Genomic DNA, 18685 nt, shown 5'->3' on the forward strand with positions numbered 1-18685 from the left:
GCATAAGCGCTCTTGCTTTGCAACTATTATTACGCTATCCGGGATAAAGGGTATTGAGATTTTTTCTCCGGCGCTATATAAAAGGGACGTGAGGCATGGAGATCGAATTTGCCGATGATGACCTCGACAAACTGGACCATGATCCGAGTTTCGATGCGGGCTTTGGCCCTGACATTGTGCGTGGATTCTGCAAAGCGCTATGGGCATTGCGCGCTGCCGTCGACCAGCGGGACCTCTATCGCGGCGGACTCCGATTCGAGAAGCTTCAGGGGAGAAGGGGCCACCAACATTCGGTGCGGCTGACCAAGCAGTGGCGGCTCATCATTGAGATCGTCACCGACAACGAAGGCACCCGACTGCGGGTAATTGAAATAACGGATTATCACTGATGCCAAGGAATATGACCGATCGGACGCCAGCTTACACTTTCCCACCGGGCGAGTTCCTTAAGGACGCCTTGGATGAGTTGGGTTGGTCGCAGACAGAGTTTGCGGAGATCATCGGCCGCAAGGCCAATGTGGTGAATGAGATCATCATGGGTAAGCGCTCGATCACGCCAGACACGGCGCGAGAGATCGCTGCGGCGCTGGATACGACTCCGCAGTATTGGTTGAATTTGGAATCCGCTTATCAGCTGGCGAAAACGTCGCCGGCTGACGAGCGGATCGCTCGCGAGGCGGAGATGCGGAAGCGCTTTCCCGTCCGAGATTTGGCGAAGCGTGGCTGGCTTCCGCAGCGGCCCGGCGAGAGTATGGAAGCATCGGTTTGCCGCTTCTTCGGAATCGCTTCGATTGGCGATCCTATCACCGGATCGTTCGCCGCATGGAGGAAGAACAACGAAGATGTTTCCACTATCCAACTGGCTTGGCTTATCCGCGTAAAGCGCCTTGCGGAAGCGATGGTCGTGCCGAAGTTCTCGGAAACGCTACTGCGCGACGCGCTTGTCCAGCTTGAAGCCTTGATGGTTGACCCGGAAGAGGTCCGCCATGTCCCGCGCATCTTGCATGACTGTGGTGTGCGGTTTTTGGTTGTCGAACCGCTTCCCGGCTCGCGTATTGATGGGGTGTGTTTCTGGCTGGACAAAAACAGGTCGCCGGTCATTGCCCTGTCGCTTAAGGGTGGCGACCAGATCGACCGCTTTTGGTTTAATCTGCGGCATGAGATCGAGCACATTCTCAGGCTTGAAGGTCGCGATAATCCGGTCATCGACAACTTCGAAGATGACGACCGACTTACAGACGAATCCGAACGTGCAGCCGATGCGGCGGCGGCGGATTTCTGTGTGCCGAGACTGAAGATGGAAAGCTTCATTCGTCGGCATGACCCGATCTATTCCAAACCAGGGTTGATCGGTTTTTCGAAACTAGTGAAGCGCCATCCCGGCATCGTGGCCGGGCAAATACAAAAGCACCTCAACAGATGGGACTTATTCAAGCAGTACCAAGCCAAGGTGCGGCATGTCCTCATACGTACGGCGATGACCGATGGGTATGGGGTGACACCGCATCTGAAGGAGATTTGAAGCATGACTTACAGTAAGCAGATGCAGAAAATCGTTGCAGAGTACCGCATGTCCGGCGAGCCGTGGCCGGCAGGCACCAGAACAATGGCCGCTTGGGCTATCCGAACCGGACGATGGGAATTGCCGGAGTCGGCAGCAATCTCCAAATGCGCCGAAGATTTGCAGTCGGCCATGCGCGAAGATTACATCACCGACAAGCGCGGAAGAAAGGTTCGCAAACTGCATCCCGCCACGACCAAGTCAGGCGGAATGCAGATGGTTCTGTGGGACGATATTCGAACCGCCCCACGACACCATATGCAGATGTCGTTCCAGCAGCGCCGTCGCGGGATCGTCGGTGACGTTCGGCAGTTGAAGATCGATGTCGATAGCTACAATGATGCGAGGTCGGACGAAGAGCCTATCCAGATGGATTTCGACTTCACGATGGACTTGGCGGAAATCGAGGCAGCAGAAGCTGCCTAGTCGTCGCGCTTTCTCCAACGGGCCGATGCAGCTAGCCTTGCTGCATCGGCCCTTTCTTCTGCCGACATGCGGTCAGCCCGTACGCGGCCACCGATCTTACCGCCACGTCGCCCTAGCTCCACAGCGGCCTTGTTCTTATGATCTTCTTTGGCCGGCGCTTCGCCAGTCGCGATGTCAACAATCGACCTTGCCAACTGGTTAGGATCGCGCGGGCGCTTGGGCTTAGGTCCGGTTGGCATACTGGTATCCTTCTAGCCTGCGCAAATCCGCCTCGATTTCCTTAAGAATTTTCTTTCGCTTGGCGATCTCCTTAGCGTCGGCAGGCTTTAGGTCCATGCCTTCCACCCGCTCGATGCTATGGCGGACCGTGTCGCGCAACCAAGTCATTTCCTTAATGACGTCGAACATGCCAGTTCCTCATGCTTCGCGTTGAGCATATATAGGAGTTCGGCCTATCGTGCGACAGTCGGTTGACGTCGATTGACGGCATGGCAAATTTCAAACTGACCCACTACCACGCGTTTGCGGTGGATCGCCACGCGCGACAAGGTGATCGAGGCCGCCATGGCGGTCGGCGCACCACTTCGTCATGAATCTAACCGGCGGGTATGAAGCCCGGACCGAACAGGAGCTGCAGATCATTGAGGAGAGTTTCCTTTCGGGCGAGACCGTGACGTCTGTCGCCAGACGACGGGGCGTGCGCCGGCGAGCCTCGGCGTGGCGCGCCGAAGCGGTGCCGTACGCCGTTCGGCGGCCTTGTTTGTTGAGAATGCCGGCGATGACGGCGTCGGGGTATGCGGCGCCAGCCCCCGCAGCAGCACCAGCGTATGCTCGTCCGTACGACGAGGAGCGGGCCAGCGGGCCGACGCACATATCTATCTTGAACGCTCCGGCTGGCCCCCGGTCTGGACAGATTCCCGAAAATTGGCGCGATCGAAGCTTTTGAGCGGTGTTCGCTATAACCTTCACATCAATCACCGCGCCAATCCGTCAGGCGCGAGGCTCGCGCGGGCAAGTGGATGTTGAATTTAGTTAATCCTCCGGGGAATCAGCAAAAGCGCCGGCAGCAACAGCAGCAAAAGTGAGCCAGAGCCACATCTCGGTGGAAACCGCCGGTCAGCTCTCGTCGAAATTCGACAGCAATGTCTTCAACCAGCTCTCTTTCGTATCCCCGGCACGAAGATTACCCTCCAGCACAAGCTCGGGGACGTTTTCAATTATCGCACTGAATTGCCGACCAATATTTGCGATCACCCCATTTTTGTCTTGCTTGTCAAGAAGCTCTACAAGCTGTCTCATATCACTTATAATACATGATAGACGCTCCGGCCGTTGCAAATCCAAAAGACGTACATATCTCGTTCGGATGTTGAACTCATGAACGAGATCCAGCATTTTTCCATTGTTTCCACCCTCTGCGATCTTCTCATAAAATACCTCGAGGAACTCCCCAAACAAAATACAGTCGTTAGAGCTGGGGATCGTAGGAAGCGTTGACCACAGCTTGGAATGCTCATCTGGGCCTTGCCTGAAAACACCCTGAAGTATTGCGTTGGCAACACCATACTCATCTGATAATTGCTTTGTATCCAGCTTTCTTGTGTAGTAGCCATTGCGAGGAGATCCGACGATGTACTTTTCGGTTTCGATCTGAATCAATGCCTCGCGTAACGGGGTAACGCTCGTTTTCAGAGTAACGCTGATTAGACGGGGGTCGAGTCGCGTATCGGGGGGTACCTTAAAATCGACGATAAGCTTCTTCAATGCTTTATAGAGTCGATTGGCCTTGGACCGATCCCACCCTGGTGTATCTTCGTGCTGCCTATACATGCCTTCTCCTGGGAGAATGGTTTCTGCTATTCAAAGAAGCTTGGGCTGCAGCCCCACTCCTGGTGTCCCTCGCCCGCCCGATCTGCCCTTACAACCCGGGGGAGCCGGTTAGATGGGGCTGATCCTCGTGCGCGCAAGTGACATTTTTGCCCCCCGGGGGCATTTGAACCTCGCCGCCACATCAAACGGTGAGCCAAAGCGGCCGCTTTAAAGCTGGCCTCACCGACTTCGCCATGCCATCGGTATCGTTCTTGTTTCGTTAAGTTTCGCTGAAGGCGCACCAGAACCTGGTCGTCACCGGCCAGACCGGGATCGAAAGTCATGGCTGGCCTGTGCCTTCGACCGTCAGGCGGCACGGCTCGATCATTCCGTGCTCTACCTGCGCGTTTTACGGCTCTCCGAGGGCCTGGCGTTCGCCCGCATTGATGGCCGCTGCCGCCGCCTCATCTACAAGCTCACGCGCGTGCGGCTCCTCATCCTCGACGACTTCGGAACGCACTCCCTCTTGGGGAGCAGCACTTCCATCTGTTCGAACTCCTCGAGAAACGCTATCGGCGCAAACCACCCTGATCACCGCCTGTGGCCAGATGGCATCATCGCCGAGCTAAATATCAGGGGCCGCGGCCATTCTCGACAGGCTCGCTCAGAACGCCCACCGCAGCGCTCCAGTGCGAAAGCAAAGCCGCTACGTCTCCTAGTGCGCGTCGCAGCCTCACTTTGCCAGAGCGCCGCCTCTATTCACTTCCCATGTATCTTAGTGAACAAATGTCCGCCTACTAAGCATCACGTCGTTCGCTGCCTGCAGTGCCTGCCCGTCACCTTCCGCCCTTCATTGTGGAGAATCTGATCCAAATGGCCAGCCGAGGTGTTCATGGGGCGCGCGATTGCGGGTAATCCTCTGCGCTCCACTCGTGATTATTGCACGTCCGATAGCCAAGGCAATTCTGGGCAACGCTGACATTTCCGCAAACACGCGCCGCACGATTTCCTCGGCGATCCGCTCCGGGGATCGACGTGGGCTCGTCTTCGGCCGGTACGAACGATGCCATGCCGGCGAGGCATTCGCGCAGCATGCGCCACGACCTTCGCCGCAGCGGGAACTGGCTTCATGTACATGCGCGAATTAGCCCTAAAGAAGATTGAGCGCGCGATCAAAATCATCGTTGCCACCAGACGCGGGCACCAAGCGCTAGATTCCTTCCACCGTCATGAGTGCTGACAACGGCCTTTGGCGTAGAAATTGGCCCGCCACTCGATCGGCGATCGAGGCACTTGGACTGCGGATATCAGGTGCAAGAGGCGGACTTGACGCTCTGACGGGCCGCATTTTTGCCTGGACGCGCCGGCGCGTCTGGAACGACCCGATCGCGAACGACGTGTGGCAGCGCTTCGATCGGGTCGACCTTGCGCCGGCCGATGCGGTCTGATCCTGTAAGCTCAGGCGCCCTCGACCAACGCGCGCCGGGCATGGTGTTGCCGGTCGTTGTGATGCGGCCCGCGCCAGACGGTCTCGCCACTCGATTGCTCGCCAGGGACCAGGCCGAAGTAGGCCATGAGCCGGCGTGGATTGAAGAAGCGGGTGAAGTCGCCGACTTCCGCGACCAGCACCACGGCAATGGCTGACGCGATACCGCGTATTGCCTACAGGCATCACCCACCGGGCGCCGGTTCGTTCCGGGATCGGGCTGAGTATCTGTTCCTGGACCTGCTGCAGGCGCCGTTCCGCATCCATGACGGCATCGACGTAGTCCTGAATCCGACCTGCTGAGCGGGATGTTCGAAGGCCAATGTCAAAGCCATCGGCAGTAAGCCATTCGCCAGGCCGCCCCACGCTCTTGCTTATGCCCGTGACGCAGCAGAAATCGCGAAGACGTTCATGCGCTCGCGTCAATATCTGTCGCACGACGGGGCTACACAGGCGATCAGGTCGCGCATGGCTCTTCGTGATCGTTATGGGCACCCAGACGGGGGGGTCAACTCTCCGGCCCGATTGCGGCGGGCGAGCATGGTGGCATCGCGACGGTTTATCTTCACCCGATCGGCCGGCCGCCTCGGAATCAGCGATGACGCCACCACGTCGCAGCGATGACTCAGGCTTGTGAGTTGGCGATAACGGCCATAACCGCACGCGCCGGTCTCATAGCCAAACGCCAGCGGCTTGCCGGAATACCCAGACGGTTGCAGAGCTTTTTGATGCATCAGTGTCATTGGGAATCTCGCCGAATATTCCAGCGATCCGCCGCGTCAGCTCGCTGCCACCGCGATCGAAATCCGCTCCTTGTGAATATCCACATAGGGCCCGCCTCTTGTGCATGAGGCACTGCGCCGGCCAGCTGGCTTAACCCTCGGCCGTTGCTTATCGGATGACGCCCCCCCTCAGGCCCAGCAGTCATAAGGAGTACGTGGAGTCGCCGCGGCTCCCGACACCGTCACATCAATCCAGAAATTGAACAATAAGTTGGACTATATTATTAAATATATGTTAGTATACCTCTTCACCTGTGGGCGACATGCCCGATTGCATCATGTTCCCGCAAAATACTGGGATATATTCGGAAATATACTTATATTCTCTTGCCTTCTAACTGGCACAAACCTATCTGGTGCAAATGCCGGTTCTACTGATCCAGGCATTCCACTCGACCAACATTCAAAGGAATATGTTTATGGCCGAACCTGAACCCTCTGCGTGGCAGAAACTTCGTCACCATTTCTCCCGCGCTCCGAAGTCGAAGAACTGGGGCAAGCGCATCGCAATCGGCGGCATTGCGGTCGTCACGCTTGCCAGCGTCGGCGTCTCTGGCGCGCTCAGCCAGGGTTACGGACGCGTGCAGCGCTTCGACGTCGGCGGCGGCCACGCCGGACCCGACATGCACATGCAGACCAGCCTCCGCCATGGGACGGGCTACTGCGCGCATGACTTAGAGTCCAAGCTCGCTGATCTTGACATCACGCCCGAGCAGGAAGAAGAGTTGGCGGCGATCACCGACGAGGTCCATAACCATATGCGCCTCATCGAGCAGGGCTTAATCCAGGCGCACAATGATCTCGCCGAGCTGCTCAACGCGCCAACCCTCGACCCCGACGCAGTGGAGGAGGTGCGCGCCGAGATTGTCGAGTGGGCCGGCGAGGCTTTGCGCGCGCTGACGACCGATCTGCTGGATGCCACCGAGGTGTTGACGGCCGAGCAGCTTGAGCAGTTGCTCGACGATTTCGAGGATCTCGAAGATCGCGGATAAGCTCTATACGAGCACAGGTTCGAATCGGAGCTGACAAACGAGCATGGCGGACCAGGTCCTCATCGTCGATGAGGACAGGCGCCTGTCCGCCATGCTCGCGGAATATCTGACGGGTTACGGGTTTCGTGTACTAACGGCGGACACGGCGGGGTGGGCATTGCCGACATCGCGCGGCAGTACGCCCCAAGCCGTAATTCTCGATGTCAGGCTGCCTGACATGGACGGCTTAGAGGCGCTCAAGCGCAGCCGCGCGAACTCCGACGTGCCGGTTCTGATGCTGACGGCGCGGGCCGACGAAACCGACCGCATCGGGGCTGGAAACAGGCCCGGGCGATATTGGAGGCGCAGGCCAAGTAGACCTGTGGAAGGTTGTAACTCTCATCTGCATCCTGAAACGCCCACCTCAGAAGGGAAAGCTGATCCGAACCCTCATGCGGCGGGGCGATCAGGATGAGATTCGACCTGTCTCCCAAATAGTCTCGCCATAGAGCGCTCAAGCTCAACCTGCAACGCGAATAGTTTTCGACAGAATCGGAAAATAAGGCAAACATGTGATGCAACGACTGTTACTGACATCTGTGGCGCTTTGTGGCCTGACGGCGGGCGCTACCGCCACAGTGCCGGTGAACGCCGAGTCCGCGTCTATAGCCTGGGCAGGTCTATAGCCTGGGCAGCGGCCCCTCCAGTTTTTTCCTTCGAAGGTGGCCAGCGCTATTTCTACAGTACCGGCAAAACATCGAAGGACCTTTACAATCATGAAGGCACGTCACTGCTCTCGCGGCTTACCTATGACGATTTAGACGCGTATTCAATTGAAGTCTTCTTCAACGCGATCCACAATCCGACTGGCATTTTCGTCAAGGGCCTCGTCGGTGCGGGCTGGATTACCTAGGTTCTCTCGTCGACGAGGACTTCAAAAACGGCTTCTCATAATGCGGATAGAGTTGCGTGTACCGCGCCAATGCAAACAAGGCGGTTCAAAACATCCGAAAGTCGGCTTCTGTTACTACATTGTCAGCTATTAGACATCGCCGAAGACGCCGGCCGACAATCCCAGCGAAGAGAGGGGCCGAGTCGTTCTCGGCATCAACCTGGCCCGTGAACAGGTACCAGCCCACACATCGTAACCAAGGTGACGGCGGCTACACGGAACGTTGGCAGCCTGACGTATCGCGCGGACTAGCACGCCGGCACGAACAAGGGTCTGGCCCGGATACGCCGCCCCATAAACGTTGATCTCATCAATGCGCTACGGAGCTCAGCATTCCTCGGAGAGCCGGTCGAGGGCGGGGAGTTCCCGCGAAAGACGACCGACATAATCGCGCAATTCCTCCTTCGGCACTTCTGAGCTCAGGTTTTCATGCATGGCCACAAGACCGCACATGCTCGACAGCGCATTGCTGAATGTCGTTGGAGCGATCGGATACCGAGCAGGGGCGTGCCGGCTTGTGCCATTTCTCCGAGCCGGTGCCCCCGGCATGAACAGCCTCGGTAGATGAACAACAGATCAGCTCCCGACAGTCTGGTCCGACGAACTATTCGACGCAAATCAGCAGCACTTCCGTACCGCTGGTCGCTAATGTCAGGCTTGCCCTTGGCAAGTTGTGGCGGGCGGAGGAGCTATCATGAAGACTGGTGAGACTCATAGCAAAGCAGCGTACGCCAAATCCCGGAACCAGTCGGTGTTTTCAGATGAAGACGCCTTGCTCTCTAGAAAAGGTAGAAGCCAGATTGAAGTCGAAAATGCTTCTGCAAGCGCGTGCGGCAGATAACGATCCACGCGCGACCTTTTGCGACCGGTGGATCAATGATCGAGGCCTGCTTCTTGACGATGATGCCATTGATATCGCCAAGGCAGCGTACCTAGCTTTTTTTCAGCAAGAACAACTCGTATCCGCCGATTATGAGGTTCGAGCACGAGCTGGTGACCATGGCACTCGAGTTGTTTCACGCGAGGCCAGAAGCCGTTAGAAGCTTTATTGCATCGGGTTGGAGGGCGTCGAGCATGGCGGCGGCGGGCTTGCCTTCATGTGCCTGTCCGGCCGTCGGGACAAGGTCGATCGCCCGGCCTTCGGCATCGACGAGCGCGGGGATCTTGGTCGTGAGCCCGCCGCGGGAACGTCCCATGCAGCCATCGTCAGCGCCCCCCTTTTTTGCCGTGGCAGCGTGCAGGTGAACGCGGACACAGGAGCTGTCGATCATGATGATCTCGCCGTCAGATGCCTTGGAAACCGCCGCCAGAAGCCGATCCCAGGCCCCGGTTTTGCGCCATCGCACGAACCGGTTGTAGAAGGTGGTGTAGGGGTCATAGCGTTCCGGCACATCGGCCTAGGGTGAGCCGGTGCGGAAGCGCCACAGGATGCCGTTGAGCACCTTGCGGTGGTCAACGCGTGCCACAGCGCGGACCTTGGCGGGGAGATGAGGCGCGATGATGCCCCATTCAAAATCGCTCAATTCATACCGACGCATCAAAGCCTCCAAAAGAAGCCCTGAATCAGACTTACATCAGCACGATACCCAGTTTATGAGTGGCCTAGCGCTGTCGAACAGCCGATCGGCGCGTTGAGGCGCCAAGGGCTGCTGACCGGCAGTTGCCAGCAACCAAATGCTGAAGGTGGCGTGCGGGTCGCCGTCACGAGAGGACGCAGACGGCAAGCTTGGCTCGGGTGGCTTGCTCAACAGAGCGCTGGGGCTCCGTGTCCACCATCTTCTAGATCACGCGGCAGACCTGATCATTCATCGCGCGGATGCCTCATATCCAAACAATCTAATTTACCGGTCCCGCATCATAGCGCATAGCGCGACATCGAACCCACGGCTTTTTCTCAGCCGTTTTCAGCGGGTGCTCTACTGGCACCTCGACAAGGATCTACTATGCGTATTTGCGGTATTAAGCTGACGCACGACGGCGGGATTGCTGTCGTGGAAGACGGCAGATTAATCTTTTGCGTCGAGCAGGAGAAGCTTGAAAATAACCCACGGTACCAACATATCGAGCGGCTTGAGACGGTCGTAGCTGTTCTGGCTGAAAACGGGCTGGCTCCGGGCGATATCGACCGGTTCGTCATTGACGGATGGGACGGTGAGATCCAGTCGGAATTCCATGTTTTGAGCAAGGGCTCCCCGATCACTCTCAACGGCGCGCCATATGTGGAGTGGGACGCCGAAAACCCACTGAAGGCCTATGAAGGTTCCGGTCTCGTCCTCGACAATGGGGTATTTTCCTACGAAAGCTACCCGCATGTTCTTGGGCACGTGGCTTCTGCATACTGCACCAGTTCATTCGCGAAAGCAGAAGAACCGGCGCTTTGTCTGGTATGGGACGGCTGCATTTTTCCGCGGCTTTACTACGTCGAGCCAAGTGGAGTGAGATTTGTTGGCAGCCTGTTTCCGATGATAGGCCATGCCTATGCCGCCGCCGGTCAACATTTCGGTCCTTACAGGCAAGAACTGCGGGCTGGCTGGAATCTGGGCATCGCCGGCAAGTTGATGGCTTATATCGCGCTTGGAGTAGTCCGTGAACACATCGTGAATGTATTTCAGGAGCTTTACGATGACCGTTTCGCCGGGGATACGGACCACGCGTCGGAATACAGGAACAACACCCACAGCGAAGAGGCGCTGCTCACTGCTGTACACAACTTCTTCGATGCTAGCGCCTCGGCACTAATTTCCGAAACTCCCGAGGACATACTTGCTTCTTTCCATGCCTTCGTAGAGCGTCTTCTCGTCCGGGAACTGAAAAGCGCACTGCGTCGGTACTTGGTTCCGGAAACCCGAAACCTGTGCATCGCCGGCGGATGCGGGCTGAATATCAAATGGAATAGCGCCCTTCGGGCGAGCGGTTTATTCGACGCAGTCTGGGTACCTCCGTTTCCAAACGACAGCGGATCGGCGATTGGTGCCGCTTGCTGCGCGCTGTCCGCCGACAAAGGTTTCGTGCATCTTGACTGGTCAGTCTACAGCGGGCCGAATGTGGGCCGTGGCAAGATTCCCCCCGGTTGGCAATCTGCTGCTTTCAGCCTGAAAGATCTTGCCGGTTTGCTCGCCGACAACAAGCCTGTGGTGTTCCTTGCAGGCCGCGCAGAGCTTGGTCCGCGTGCCTTGGGAGGCAGAAGCATTCTGGCGGCTGCAACTTCGCCGGAAATGAAGGACCATCTCAACAAGATCAAATTGCGAGAGCACTTCCGGCCGGTAGCGCCAATATGCTTGGAGGATCGTGCACCTGACATGTTTGACCCCGGCACGCCGGATCCTTACATGCTGTTCGACCACCGGACCCGTTCAGAGTGGAAAGAAATAATCCCGGCGGTCGTCCATCTCGACGGAACTGCGCGACTTCAGACGGTTTCAAGAGCTTCCGAACACCCAATTGCAGAACTTCTCATAGAGTACGAGAAACTCACGGGCATTTCGCTGCTCTGCAACACGAGTGCAAATCTCAATGGACGTGGTTTTTTTCCGGATGCTGCTGCCGCCTGTGAGTGGGGCTGCGTAGACCACGTTTGGTGCGATGGGTTGCTTTTGACCAAGACAAGTCAATTCGAGGGCTGACCGAGCCGCAGCCAAGGTTCCTGCATCGCCGGCGTGGAGCGCGGCTGCGACAATCATCGGGTCGCACATCCATGGAGCTGTTGCTCCTTGGCTGGCGTCGATCACCACATAAGGTCAAGGTGGGCACATAGGCTACCGTGCCGTCTCCTTCCTGAGCCGCCGGGGTGACATGCGACCGATCATTCCAACGTCGTAGTTGGCGTCATCGCAAAGTATCCGGCGGCCTGAATGGTCTAGATCACAGCCTCCTCGAGGAACGGTTCGTTGCACGAAATTCGCTCGTAGGAAAATGGCGACAGGTCCAGTGTCTGAAAACCGCCGCGGATGCATCAATAACGTTCAATGGAAGAAACTGACCGGTTAGGTTCGTTGCCTGCCATACCTCAGGGGTGAGCATCCGACGCCTCCCGATGCGCCGAAGGCCGACGGAAGCCACTTTAGCAACGTTGGACGGATGAACGAGGTTCGATATCCCGAAGCTTGCGCTTCCTCTTGGTTTCCGCACTCCTGACAAGATGCGACTTTCGCGTATTGCTTTGCGCTGGCAACAGTTCGGTTGGGCCAAAAGCCCGCCGCTGCGGTTGACTGGAAGCCGCCATTGACTGCCCCTGCGCCGCGACCGTCCTCGAGACGCGTGAGAACACTAGGCGCGCGATAGACACGCTACAGCCTTCATCGCCGCTGAGTTGGAGAGAGCAAAACTGCGCAGAGAACGGCTCCAAACCCGACAGTGACGCGCAAATCCTTTGCTGAAGAGCTTGAAAGTGACTCGCAACCGAGGATGCGCTCATCAGCATTGCTGCGGAGATGAAAGTGGGCGGTCGGAGGTCATTCAAATCGTGTTGCGCAAGTGGGAGCTCAAGCGGCTGTAGAAGCGAACACCCGGCTAAGGACACTGCACGATAACAGGCGTTTCGTGCTCCGCGATGCCAAACAGTTTCAATTCGACAATCCCCAGTTCGAATGCGACCGGGATGCCCTTTCCGGCACCAAGTGCTCGGTAGAAACCCGTGGCGAACGCGATCGCCGCTTCGTCACTGATCGTCGTGTGCATGCCGATGACGAAGGGGACATGCGGGGCAATCGCAAGAGCCTGGTTTTCAGAAAAGCAAGCGTTGAGCAGGACACACTGGACTTTCTCGCCCGCCGCCGCGAACAGCGCGGCCAACGCGTCGGGGTCGATTTCGTGGCTCGTCCCATCGGATGCTTCCACACAGATTGCACCATCAGCAGTACCGTGGCCGGAGAAGTGCACATAGGCCGGTTCGAGCTCAAGCAGTGCCCGCACCATGTCCTTGGCACGGACTGCTCCGCGTGTTTGGAGGTCAAACCGCTCGCGGTATCCTGCCATTGCCAGCTCTTCTCGAATGTCCCGCAATTCCCTGTCGAGCCGCAACCGTGTTCTGTCCGAGGGATTGGCCGCTAGAAAGAGTATCCGGAGCTTCGTAGCCGTCTCGACAGCTAGTCCGCTCAGAGAGGTCACATAGTCCATTGTACTGTCGGCCCAGAGCGCGATACCATCGAAGAAATCGGCTTCTGCGCGTTCGTAGCGACGCTGCGCTTCCTCCGTCCCGAAATGTTCACGTGAGACAGGCGGGTTGCGCGAATCTCTGATCGCCTGCGCGAACTCACGGCACCCCTTCCACTGCTGGCTGGGATCCCCTCCGGTTACCCGTCTGGCCTTCTCCCGCACAAGGCTTTCAATCAGCTCGACCTCCGCGTCCCTGGGCCATTCTTCGGGCGTGATACCAGTGTCTTCCTTACGGTAGTGTCCAGCGGTACGCTTCGCCCTGGCCTTGAGCGAGCCAATAAGGCTTTTTAGCCCACTTCCGTTCGCGTCGATTTCCATCTTAGCCACGCTAATCCCCAATGCAGCGCCGTGCCGAGCAATGTACCCGTCGTGAGGCGCGAGCTTCACCTTAAAGCGAGCTGTGTTCGCCTGAACCGATTCGAGCCGAGGTCTCTTGCGATCCGCTGCCGCCACCACCTGCCGATGGGATCGCTGGGATCTTCTCGGCGGAGGTGCGCTTCCTAGCCCCAATGCCGCTGCCCGCTCGACCGCTGTTCGGTCGCCACGACTCGACCATACGTCGCCTCGTGGGTCGACAATTGGTAGGCAAGTTCATACGGTTTAGCTTCGAGTTCAAGAGCAGTGATGGAGAATTGCATGAATCAGCCAACTCTGCCGCCCTCTGAGCAGGAATTACTTGAACTTTGTCCTCAGAAACGCGAGCCAGGGAAGCGAGGAGGCCTAGGTCCGATGTTTCAGGCGCCACTGTTTGATTGCCCCCGGACAGCCCTTGCTCTTGGCTCGACCGCACCCATTCTGATTTCGGAGTAGACAATGTCGCGCATCGATAGCCTGCGCAGCGAACTCGCTCGGCTTAAGCAATCGGAAGGGCGGCTTCGGAAGGAACTCGCCGGGCACGAGGCAACAGTTGCTGTGGCGCGGAAAGATGCCGGTTCGAAGCGTCAGTCGGCGGCGCGGTCCCGCAATGCGTCGTCGATCAATTCCTATCTCCGCTCGGCTGTGTCACTCGACCACAAGGCCACCGAAAGCGGTAAGAAGGCTGCCGCGGTCGCCGAGAAAATCGGTCGCAACGCCAAGGACCAAGCGAGCAAGCAGGCAGCGATCGCTAGCGCGGAAGAAGACCTGCGCAAGGAACGCGAGCGCGCCGACAAGAAGCGCCGACGTGAGGAACTCACTCACGCGCGTCAGGTTCACGGGCTCCTGCAGTCGGCCCCGCATCTCGCGCGTATCCCCGAGCCCAAACCCGAACGGCTCCGAGTCCTCTACGTCACAGCCAATCCCGAAGCGACCGAACGCATCTACCAGCGCGACGACGGGTCAGTCGTCGAGGAGGGCCGGTGGCTCCAGACCGACCGTGAGGTGCGGGACGTTCGCAAGGCACTCAAGAGTGCGCTGCATCGCGATCTCATCGATCTCGAGCATCTTCCGGCAGCGACGTTCGCCGATCTGATCGATGGGACAAACGAACGACGTCCGCATGTTATCCATTTTTCGGGTCATGCCGCCGAGGGCGCCTTGCTATTTGACGACGGGCTTGTCCACAGTACTCAAGCACGACCGATACCGCTGCAGTGGATTGCCGATCTGCTGGCGGCAACGACAACGCCACCGATTCTCGTTGTCCTCAATGCGTGCGACAGTCTCGTCGGCGCCGAAGCGCTGCTCGAAACGGTCGCTGTTATTATCGGAATGCGTGGTGAAGTCGGGGATATTGGCGCCAGGGTATTCGCAGTGCGTTTTTATGCAGCGATCGCTGAGGGGCAGCCGGCGGGGATGGCTTTGCAGCAGGCCAGACTTGGCCTCAAGGACGCTTTGCTGCTGGACGACGCCTCCTTGCTCGAGTCGTTGTCACGATCGGGGACAGACCTTGATCAGGTTGTGTTGGTGAAGGGGCAAACGCCCGCCGCCTGAGACTGATAGTTCGTGCCGGCGCGTCCGGACCAAAATGGAACTGGGGGACTGATGAGTAGCGACGACAACGCTGAACGCGACAAGGGTCTCGTCTTTGTGGATACCGCTTTCGACCGACGGCCCGCGACCCATGTGATGATCATTGGCGTCGGCGCGTTTCAGAGCAAGAAGCTGAAGCCGGTTACTTCACCGCCGATCTCGGCACGCGCTATCGCCGACTGGTTTCTCGATCAGAAGGCCGGATTCACCAACCCGGAGCGGCCGCTCGGGAGCCTTGCACTGGCCCTCTCTGAAACGCCCCCTGGGCAGGCTGGCGCCCAATATGCAAGCGTAACCGTGCCACGAGCGACGTTTGCCGAGGTGAAGGCTGCAGTGAAGGACTGGGTCAAGCGGGCCAATACGCACAAGGACAACGTGATGGTGCTGTTCCTTTCAAGCCACGGCGAGAGCTTCGGTCGGAGGACAGCCTTCTTACTTGAAGACTACGACACAGACCCGCTTGAGCAGACCGCCGGAATGACCGAGATCGAGCAGTTCATTACAGCGCTCGAGAACGCTGTGCCGACGTCGCAGCTGTTATTGTTCGATTGCTGCCGTTTGAAGACCTCGTTGGGGCTGCCTGCCGAAGAGGAGTTCGGCACCAAGCTGATCTCGCTTTCACGAGCGCGGGACGACCACGGTGGAACGCGCCACCAATGGGCGCTCTGCTCAACTAGCCTCTATGAGGAGGCCGACGGTCGGCGCGATAAGACAACTGTCTTCACCGACAGTTTGCTCCGAGCGCTCAACGGTGCCGCGGCCGACGTGTCGGGGGCTCGCTGGCCGGTTCGACCCGGCATTCTCGTTGACCGGCTCACTCAGTTTCTAAGGCTCTTTGCTCGACCAGACGGGTCGTTGCAGACGCCGGCGGGCCGAGCCGCTGGAAGCTTTGCGATCACCTATCCTGGCGGCCTTGATCGGGTGAAAACCTATGTCAGTCTTTCCGATCGAGCCCGATGGCCACGCTGTCGCACCGTCATCTCAGACCATCGGGAGGTCGTATCTACGAAAACTGCGGGCGAGGCCGCGCCCTTCTTCGCGGAGTTTGACCTCGAAGAACTGAAGACAGTGACGATTTCAATTGATCGGGACGGCAAGGCTCTTGGGTCAGAGATACTTACCCCTCGCGCTCCCGTGGCATTCGTCGAAATCGGAGCGGTACCGACCGTCGAAACCGCCTCGCCAGTCCCGCGTCGCGGCCCCAGCGCCGAATTGGTTTTTGAGTTTACTGCCGCAGCGGAGGTAGGGGCCGGCTTCGTCGTCGCATTGTCGCGGCGCGACGGCAACAACCCCGGTCCACTGAAACCAGTAGTCGGCGGCACTCGCGAAAAGCTGCGCCTTGACGTCGAGCCGGGTGCCTACAGCGCCGTCATTACGCTTCCCGACGGGACGAGCGTCAGCAGGGAACTCCAAGCCGAGCAAGGCGCGAGTGTCCATAGCCTGATTGTCAGCGGCCCTTCCCTGCATGAATGGCTGGGGTATGCGACCTTAGCCGGCGCGCTTCTTGCCAGCACCTCAATATCCCAGGGGCCAGACGCGGTCAGCGCACCTCGATTTCCACAGCAGCCTCTCAATCCTAGAGGACCGACGGTCACCAGTGTCGCCCGTTCAATGCCGGCCCCCTCGTTCTCCGAACTCGTCGGGGTAATGGCCAAGCCGCGCGACGCAGCCCGCCTAGGTGCGGCAGGCCCGCGAACACCCGCCTTGCGGGAGGCAGCGGGCGACCGGGACTTTCTTCGCTTTGATGTGCCCGAGCACAATCCTCTGGTCTTCGAAGACGCCTACACGCAGCGCCGCGGGCCGCTCTGGGCCGTCCTTGGATTCGGTACCCGCATCGAAGCGGCCTTTGTGCCGCAGTTGGGCCGGCCGAGCGACCCAAACGAATGGTCCGCTCACCTAATCGTCGCCGCCGCTCCAGCAGAAGGGCGAGCCGCGACGTCGGGCATCGTCGAGTCATACCGATGGTCCGGCCTGCTGGCGTTCCTCGCTTCGCGCGACTTTGAGCGTGGCTCCGAGGTTCTCAAGGTCATGCAAGGAGAGGTCCGCGAGGCCGTCCGCAGCAAGATGACCAACCCGCTAGCGGCCGTGGCGGGTGCTCTAATCGCAGTGGGAGCCGGAGCATCGGAGCTTGTGCCACGGCAATGGCTCGAGAACATCACCAACCGGTTTCCGCAAATCCCCGACGGGCCTATTATCCTGGCGCGTCGCCTGATGACCGAGAGGTCGCCCGACTTCGATCGCATCTCCGAATTGCTCGAACAAGGGTTCAGCCGCGGCGTGCCATTTTTCTCGCTCACCTGCGACTGGCTGGCCCGCGGTCTTGAATCGGTTCCTGGGTCGCAGGAGGAGTCTTCACAGGAGCGAGGGCTGGTCCGACGGGTCGCGGCTCGCGTCGATCCGCAACAGGCCTTCACAGTGGTCAAGCTTACTCCATGAGGTAGCTCAATGTTCACACTCACCATGAATCCGGCGTCTGAGGGCGATGCGCTTGTCCTCGCCTGGGGCGATGAGGACCATTCGTATCACGCCCTGGTCGATCTCGGCCGCACAAAGGACTACGGCACTGCCCGGCCTGCGCTAAAGGAGATGAGCAACTGCGAACTCTTCGTAATCAGCCACATCGATGCCGATCACATCGAAGGAGCCATGCCTTTGGTGCGCGAGGCCGCGGCGCCGTTCAATCCCAAAGAGGTGTGGTTCAATGCCTACCATCACCTTGTCGAAGCGCGCGACCGCATTACAGCGGGTCTCGAAACCGAGCCGCTCAACGCCGAGCAGGGCGAAAAGCTTTCGTCCGGCATCGATAAGTTCAATTGGAAATGGAACTCCCGCTTCGCCAGCCGCATAGCCTCACGTGGGAGCCCGGAGGCAAGTGGCGAAATTAGCTTCGCCGGGCTCGCGATTCGCCTACTCTCGCCCAACGATGCAGATCTTGCCGCGCTGATCCCGCGTTGGATGGACGAACTTGAAGCCAATGGACTCCGCCCATTCGACCCTGACCACGGAATGGGCGAACCTGGCTCAGATCGCGAGCCCTTGTCCGGGCTGGACGTCGAGCAACTCGCCTCCAAACGCTTCAAGGAAGACACCGCCGCGCCTAATCGCAGCAGCATCGCCTTCATTGCCGAGTTCGGCGGTCGCCGCGTCCTTTTGGGCGCCGATGCCCATCCGGGCATCATGGAGCGCGCTTTGCGGGAGCTCGGAGCGAGCGAGGCCGAACCCTATCCCCTCGCTTGCTTCAAAGTCTCCCATCACGGCAGCAAGGCCAATACCTCGCCAGAGATTCTTAGGATTCTCGATTGCACGGCATTCGCCTTTTCGACGGATGGCTCGCGCCACAACCACCCCGATCCCGAAACTATCGCAAGAATCCTTGTGAATGACCCGGTGCGTCAAAAGGTTCTGTATTTCAATTATGCGCAAGAGAACACCACGATCTGGAACGACCCCGAGACAATGCGCCGCTTCAATTACCACTGCGTGTTTCCTGCCCAAGGCGAGCAGGGCTTGGTCATTTCTATCTGAGGGGAGTGGTCGCGTTCTCTTCCTCAGGGCAAAATCTGGGCACGGTCATCGGTCTTGTGATGACCATTA

Annotated in this window: 15 protein-coding genes and 1 pseudogene; 11 read left to right on the top strand and 5 right to left on the bottom strand. The window is 58.6% G+C overall.

Annotated elements, in window-relative coordinates; translation table 11 throughout:
* Positions 1-95: 95 nt before the first annotated feature.
* The 3 genes from MESOP_RS31780 to MESOP_RS31790 are packed head-to-tail and all read left to right on the top strand — an operon-like array spanning position 96 to position 1987.
* Entirely contained in the window at positions 96-389 is a 294-nt protein-coding gene (locus MESOP_RS31780) for a type II toxin-antitoxin system RelE/ParE family toxin (RefSeq protein ID WP_013533548.1), read from the top strand.
* A gap of 11 nt (positions 390-400) precedes the next feature.
* Positions 401-1522, top strand: a complete 1122-nt coding sequence (locus MESOP_RS31785) for a HigA family addiction module antitoxin (protein WP_245265027.1) — start codon at positions 401-403, stop codon at positions 1520-1522.
* 3 nt (positions 1523-1525) lie between these two features.
* Positions 1526-1987 (top strand): hypothetical protein, encoded by a 462-nt coding sequence (locus MESOP_RS31790; protein ID WP_013533550.1) that lies wholly within the window; start codon positions 1526-1528, stop codon positions 1985-1987.
* A gap of 222 nt (positions 1988-2209) precedes the next feature.
* Here MESOP_RS31790 and MESOP_RS31795 read toward each other — a convergent pair whose 3' ends face one another.
* Together MESOP_RS31795 and MESOP_RS31800 are read right to left on the bottom strand one after the other, a co-directional pair.
* Positions 2210-2395: a hypothetical protein gene (locus MESOP_RS31795; protein WP_013533551.1), complete on the bottom strand. Its 186-nt coding sequence runs from the start codon at positions 2393-2395 to the stop codon at positions 2210-2212.
* A 708-nt stretch (positions 2396-3103) separates the two neighbouring features.
* Complete coding sequence (locus MESOP_RS31800; RefSeq protein ID WP_013533552.1) at positions 3104-3817, bottom strand: GntR family transcriptional regulator; 714 nt, start codon at positions 3815-3817, stop codon at positions 3104-3106.
* 370 nt (positions 3818-4187) lie between these two features.
* On the opposite strand from MESOP_RS31800, the gene MESOP_RS36645 reads away from it, so the two are divergent.
* Complete coding sequence (locus MESOP_RS36645; protein WP_276325686.1) at positions 4188-4664, top strand: hypothetical protein; 477 nt, start codon at positions 4188-4190, stop codon at positions 4662-4664.
* A 590-nt stretch (positions 4665-5254) separates the two neighbouring features.
* Here MESOP_RS36645 and MESOP_RS36915 read toward each other — a convergent pair.
* Positions 5255-5428 carry a transposase gene (locus tag MESOP_RS36915; protein ID WP_157163674.1) on the bottom strand — a complete coding sequence of 58 codons (174 nt, stop codon included), beginning with the start codon at positions 5426-5428 and terminating at the stop codon, positions 5255-5257.
* Between MESOP_RS36915 and MESOP_RS35440 the strand changes: the two genes are divergently transcribed.
* From MESOP_RS35440 to MESOP_RS34515, 3 genes are all read left to right on the top strand, one after another.
* On the top strand, positions 5370-5585 hold the full coding sequence (locus tag MESOP_RS35440; protein ID WP_150111244.1) for a hypothetical protein: 216 nt from the start codon (positions 5370-5372) through the stop codon (positions 5583-5585). The two genes, MESOP_RS36915 and MESOP_RS35440, sit on opposite strands and share 59 nt — an antisense overlap.
* Before the next feature lie 898 nt (positions 5586-6483).
* Positions 6484-7056, top strand: coding sequence for a Spy/CpxP family protein refolding chaperone (locus MESOP_RS31810; protein WP_013533554.1), 573 nt, complete (start codon positions 6484-6486; stop codon positions 7054-7056).
* Between the two features lie 43 nt (positions 7057-7099).
* A complete protein-coding gene (locus MESOP_RS34515) occupies positions 7100-7510 on the top strand; it encodes a response regulator (RefSeq protein WP_081285670.1) in 411 nt (136 codons plus the stop codon).
* 1517 nt (positions 7511-9027) lie between these two features.
* On the opposite strand, the pseudogene MESOP_RS31825 reads toward MESOP_RS34515, so the two are convergent.
* Positions 9028-9525: pseudogene (locus tag MESOP_RS31825) on the bottom strand (IS5 family transposase); the annotation flags it as partial.
* A gap of 405 nt (positions 9526-9930) precedes the next feature.
* Between MESOP_RS31825 and nodU the strand changes: the two are divergent.
* Positions 9931-11610 (top strand): nodulation protein NodU, encoded by a 1680-nt coding sequence (nodU, locus tag MESOP_RS31830; RefSeq protein WP_013533556.1) that lies wholly within the window; start codon positions 9931-9933, stop codon positions 11608-11610.
* 886 nt (positions 11611-12496) lie between these two features.
* Here nodU and MESOP_RS31835 read toward each other — a convergent pair.
* The gene (locus MESOP_RS31835) at positions 12497-13459 is read right to left on the bottom strand and encodes a CHAT domain-containing protein (protein WP_013533557.1); all 963 of its coding nucleotides are present in this window, start codon (positions 13457-13459) and stop codon (positions 12497-12499) included.
* 495 nt (positions 13460-13954) lie between these two features.
* On the opposite strand from MESOP_RS31835, the gene MESOP_RS31840 reads away from it, so the two are divergent.
* From MESOP_RS31840 to MESOP_RS31850, 3 genes are read left to right on the top strand one after another with little or no spacing between them, the layout of a single operon-like run.
* The gene (locus MESOP_RS31840; protein WP_013533558.1) at positions 13955-15052 is read left to right on the top strand and encodes a CHAT domain-containing protein; all 1098 of its coding nucleotides are present in this window, start codon (positions 13955-13957) and stop codon (positions 15050-15052) included.
* Between the two features lie 51 nt (positions 15053-15103).
* A complete protein-coding gene (locus MESOP_RS31845) occupies positions 15104-17527 on the top strand; it encodes a caspase family protein (protein WP_013533559.1) in 2424 nt (807 codons plus the stop codon).
* A gap of 9 nt (positions 17528-17536) precedes the next feature.
* Complete coding sequence (locus MESOP_RS31850) at positions 17537-18616, top strand: ComEC/Rec2 family competence protein (RefSeq protein WP_013533560.1); 1080 nt, start codon at positions 17537-17539, stop codon at positions 18614-18616.
* The last annotated feature ends 69 nt before the right edge of the window (positions 18617-18685 follow it).

This window comes from Mesorhizobium opportunistum WSM2075 (assembly GCF_000176035.2).
Lineage (GTDB): Bacteria > Pseudomonadota > Alphaproteobacteria > Rhizobiales > Rhizobiaceae > Mesorhizobium > Mesorhizobium opportunistum.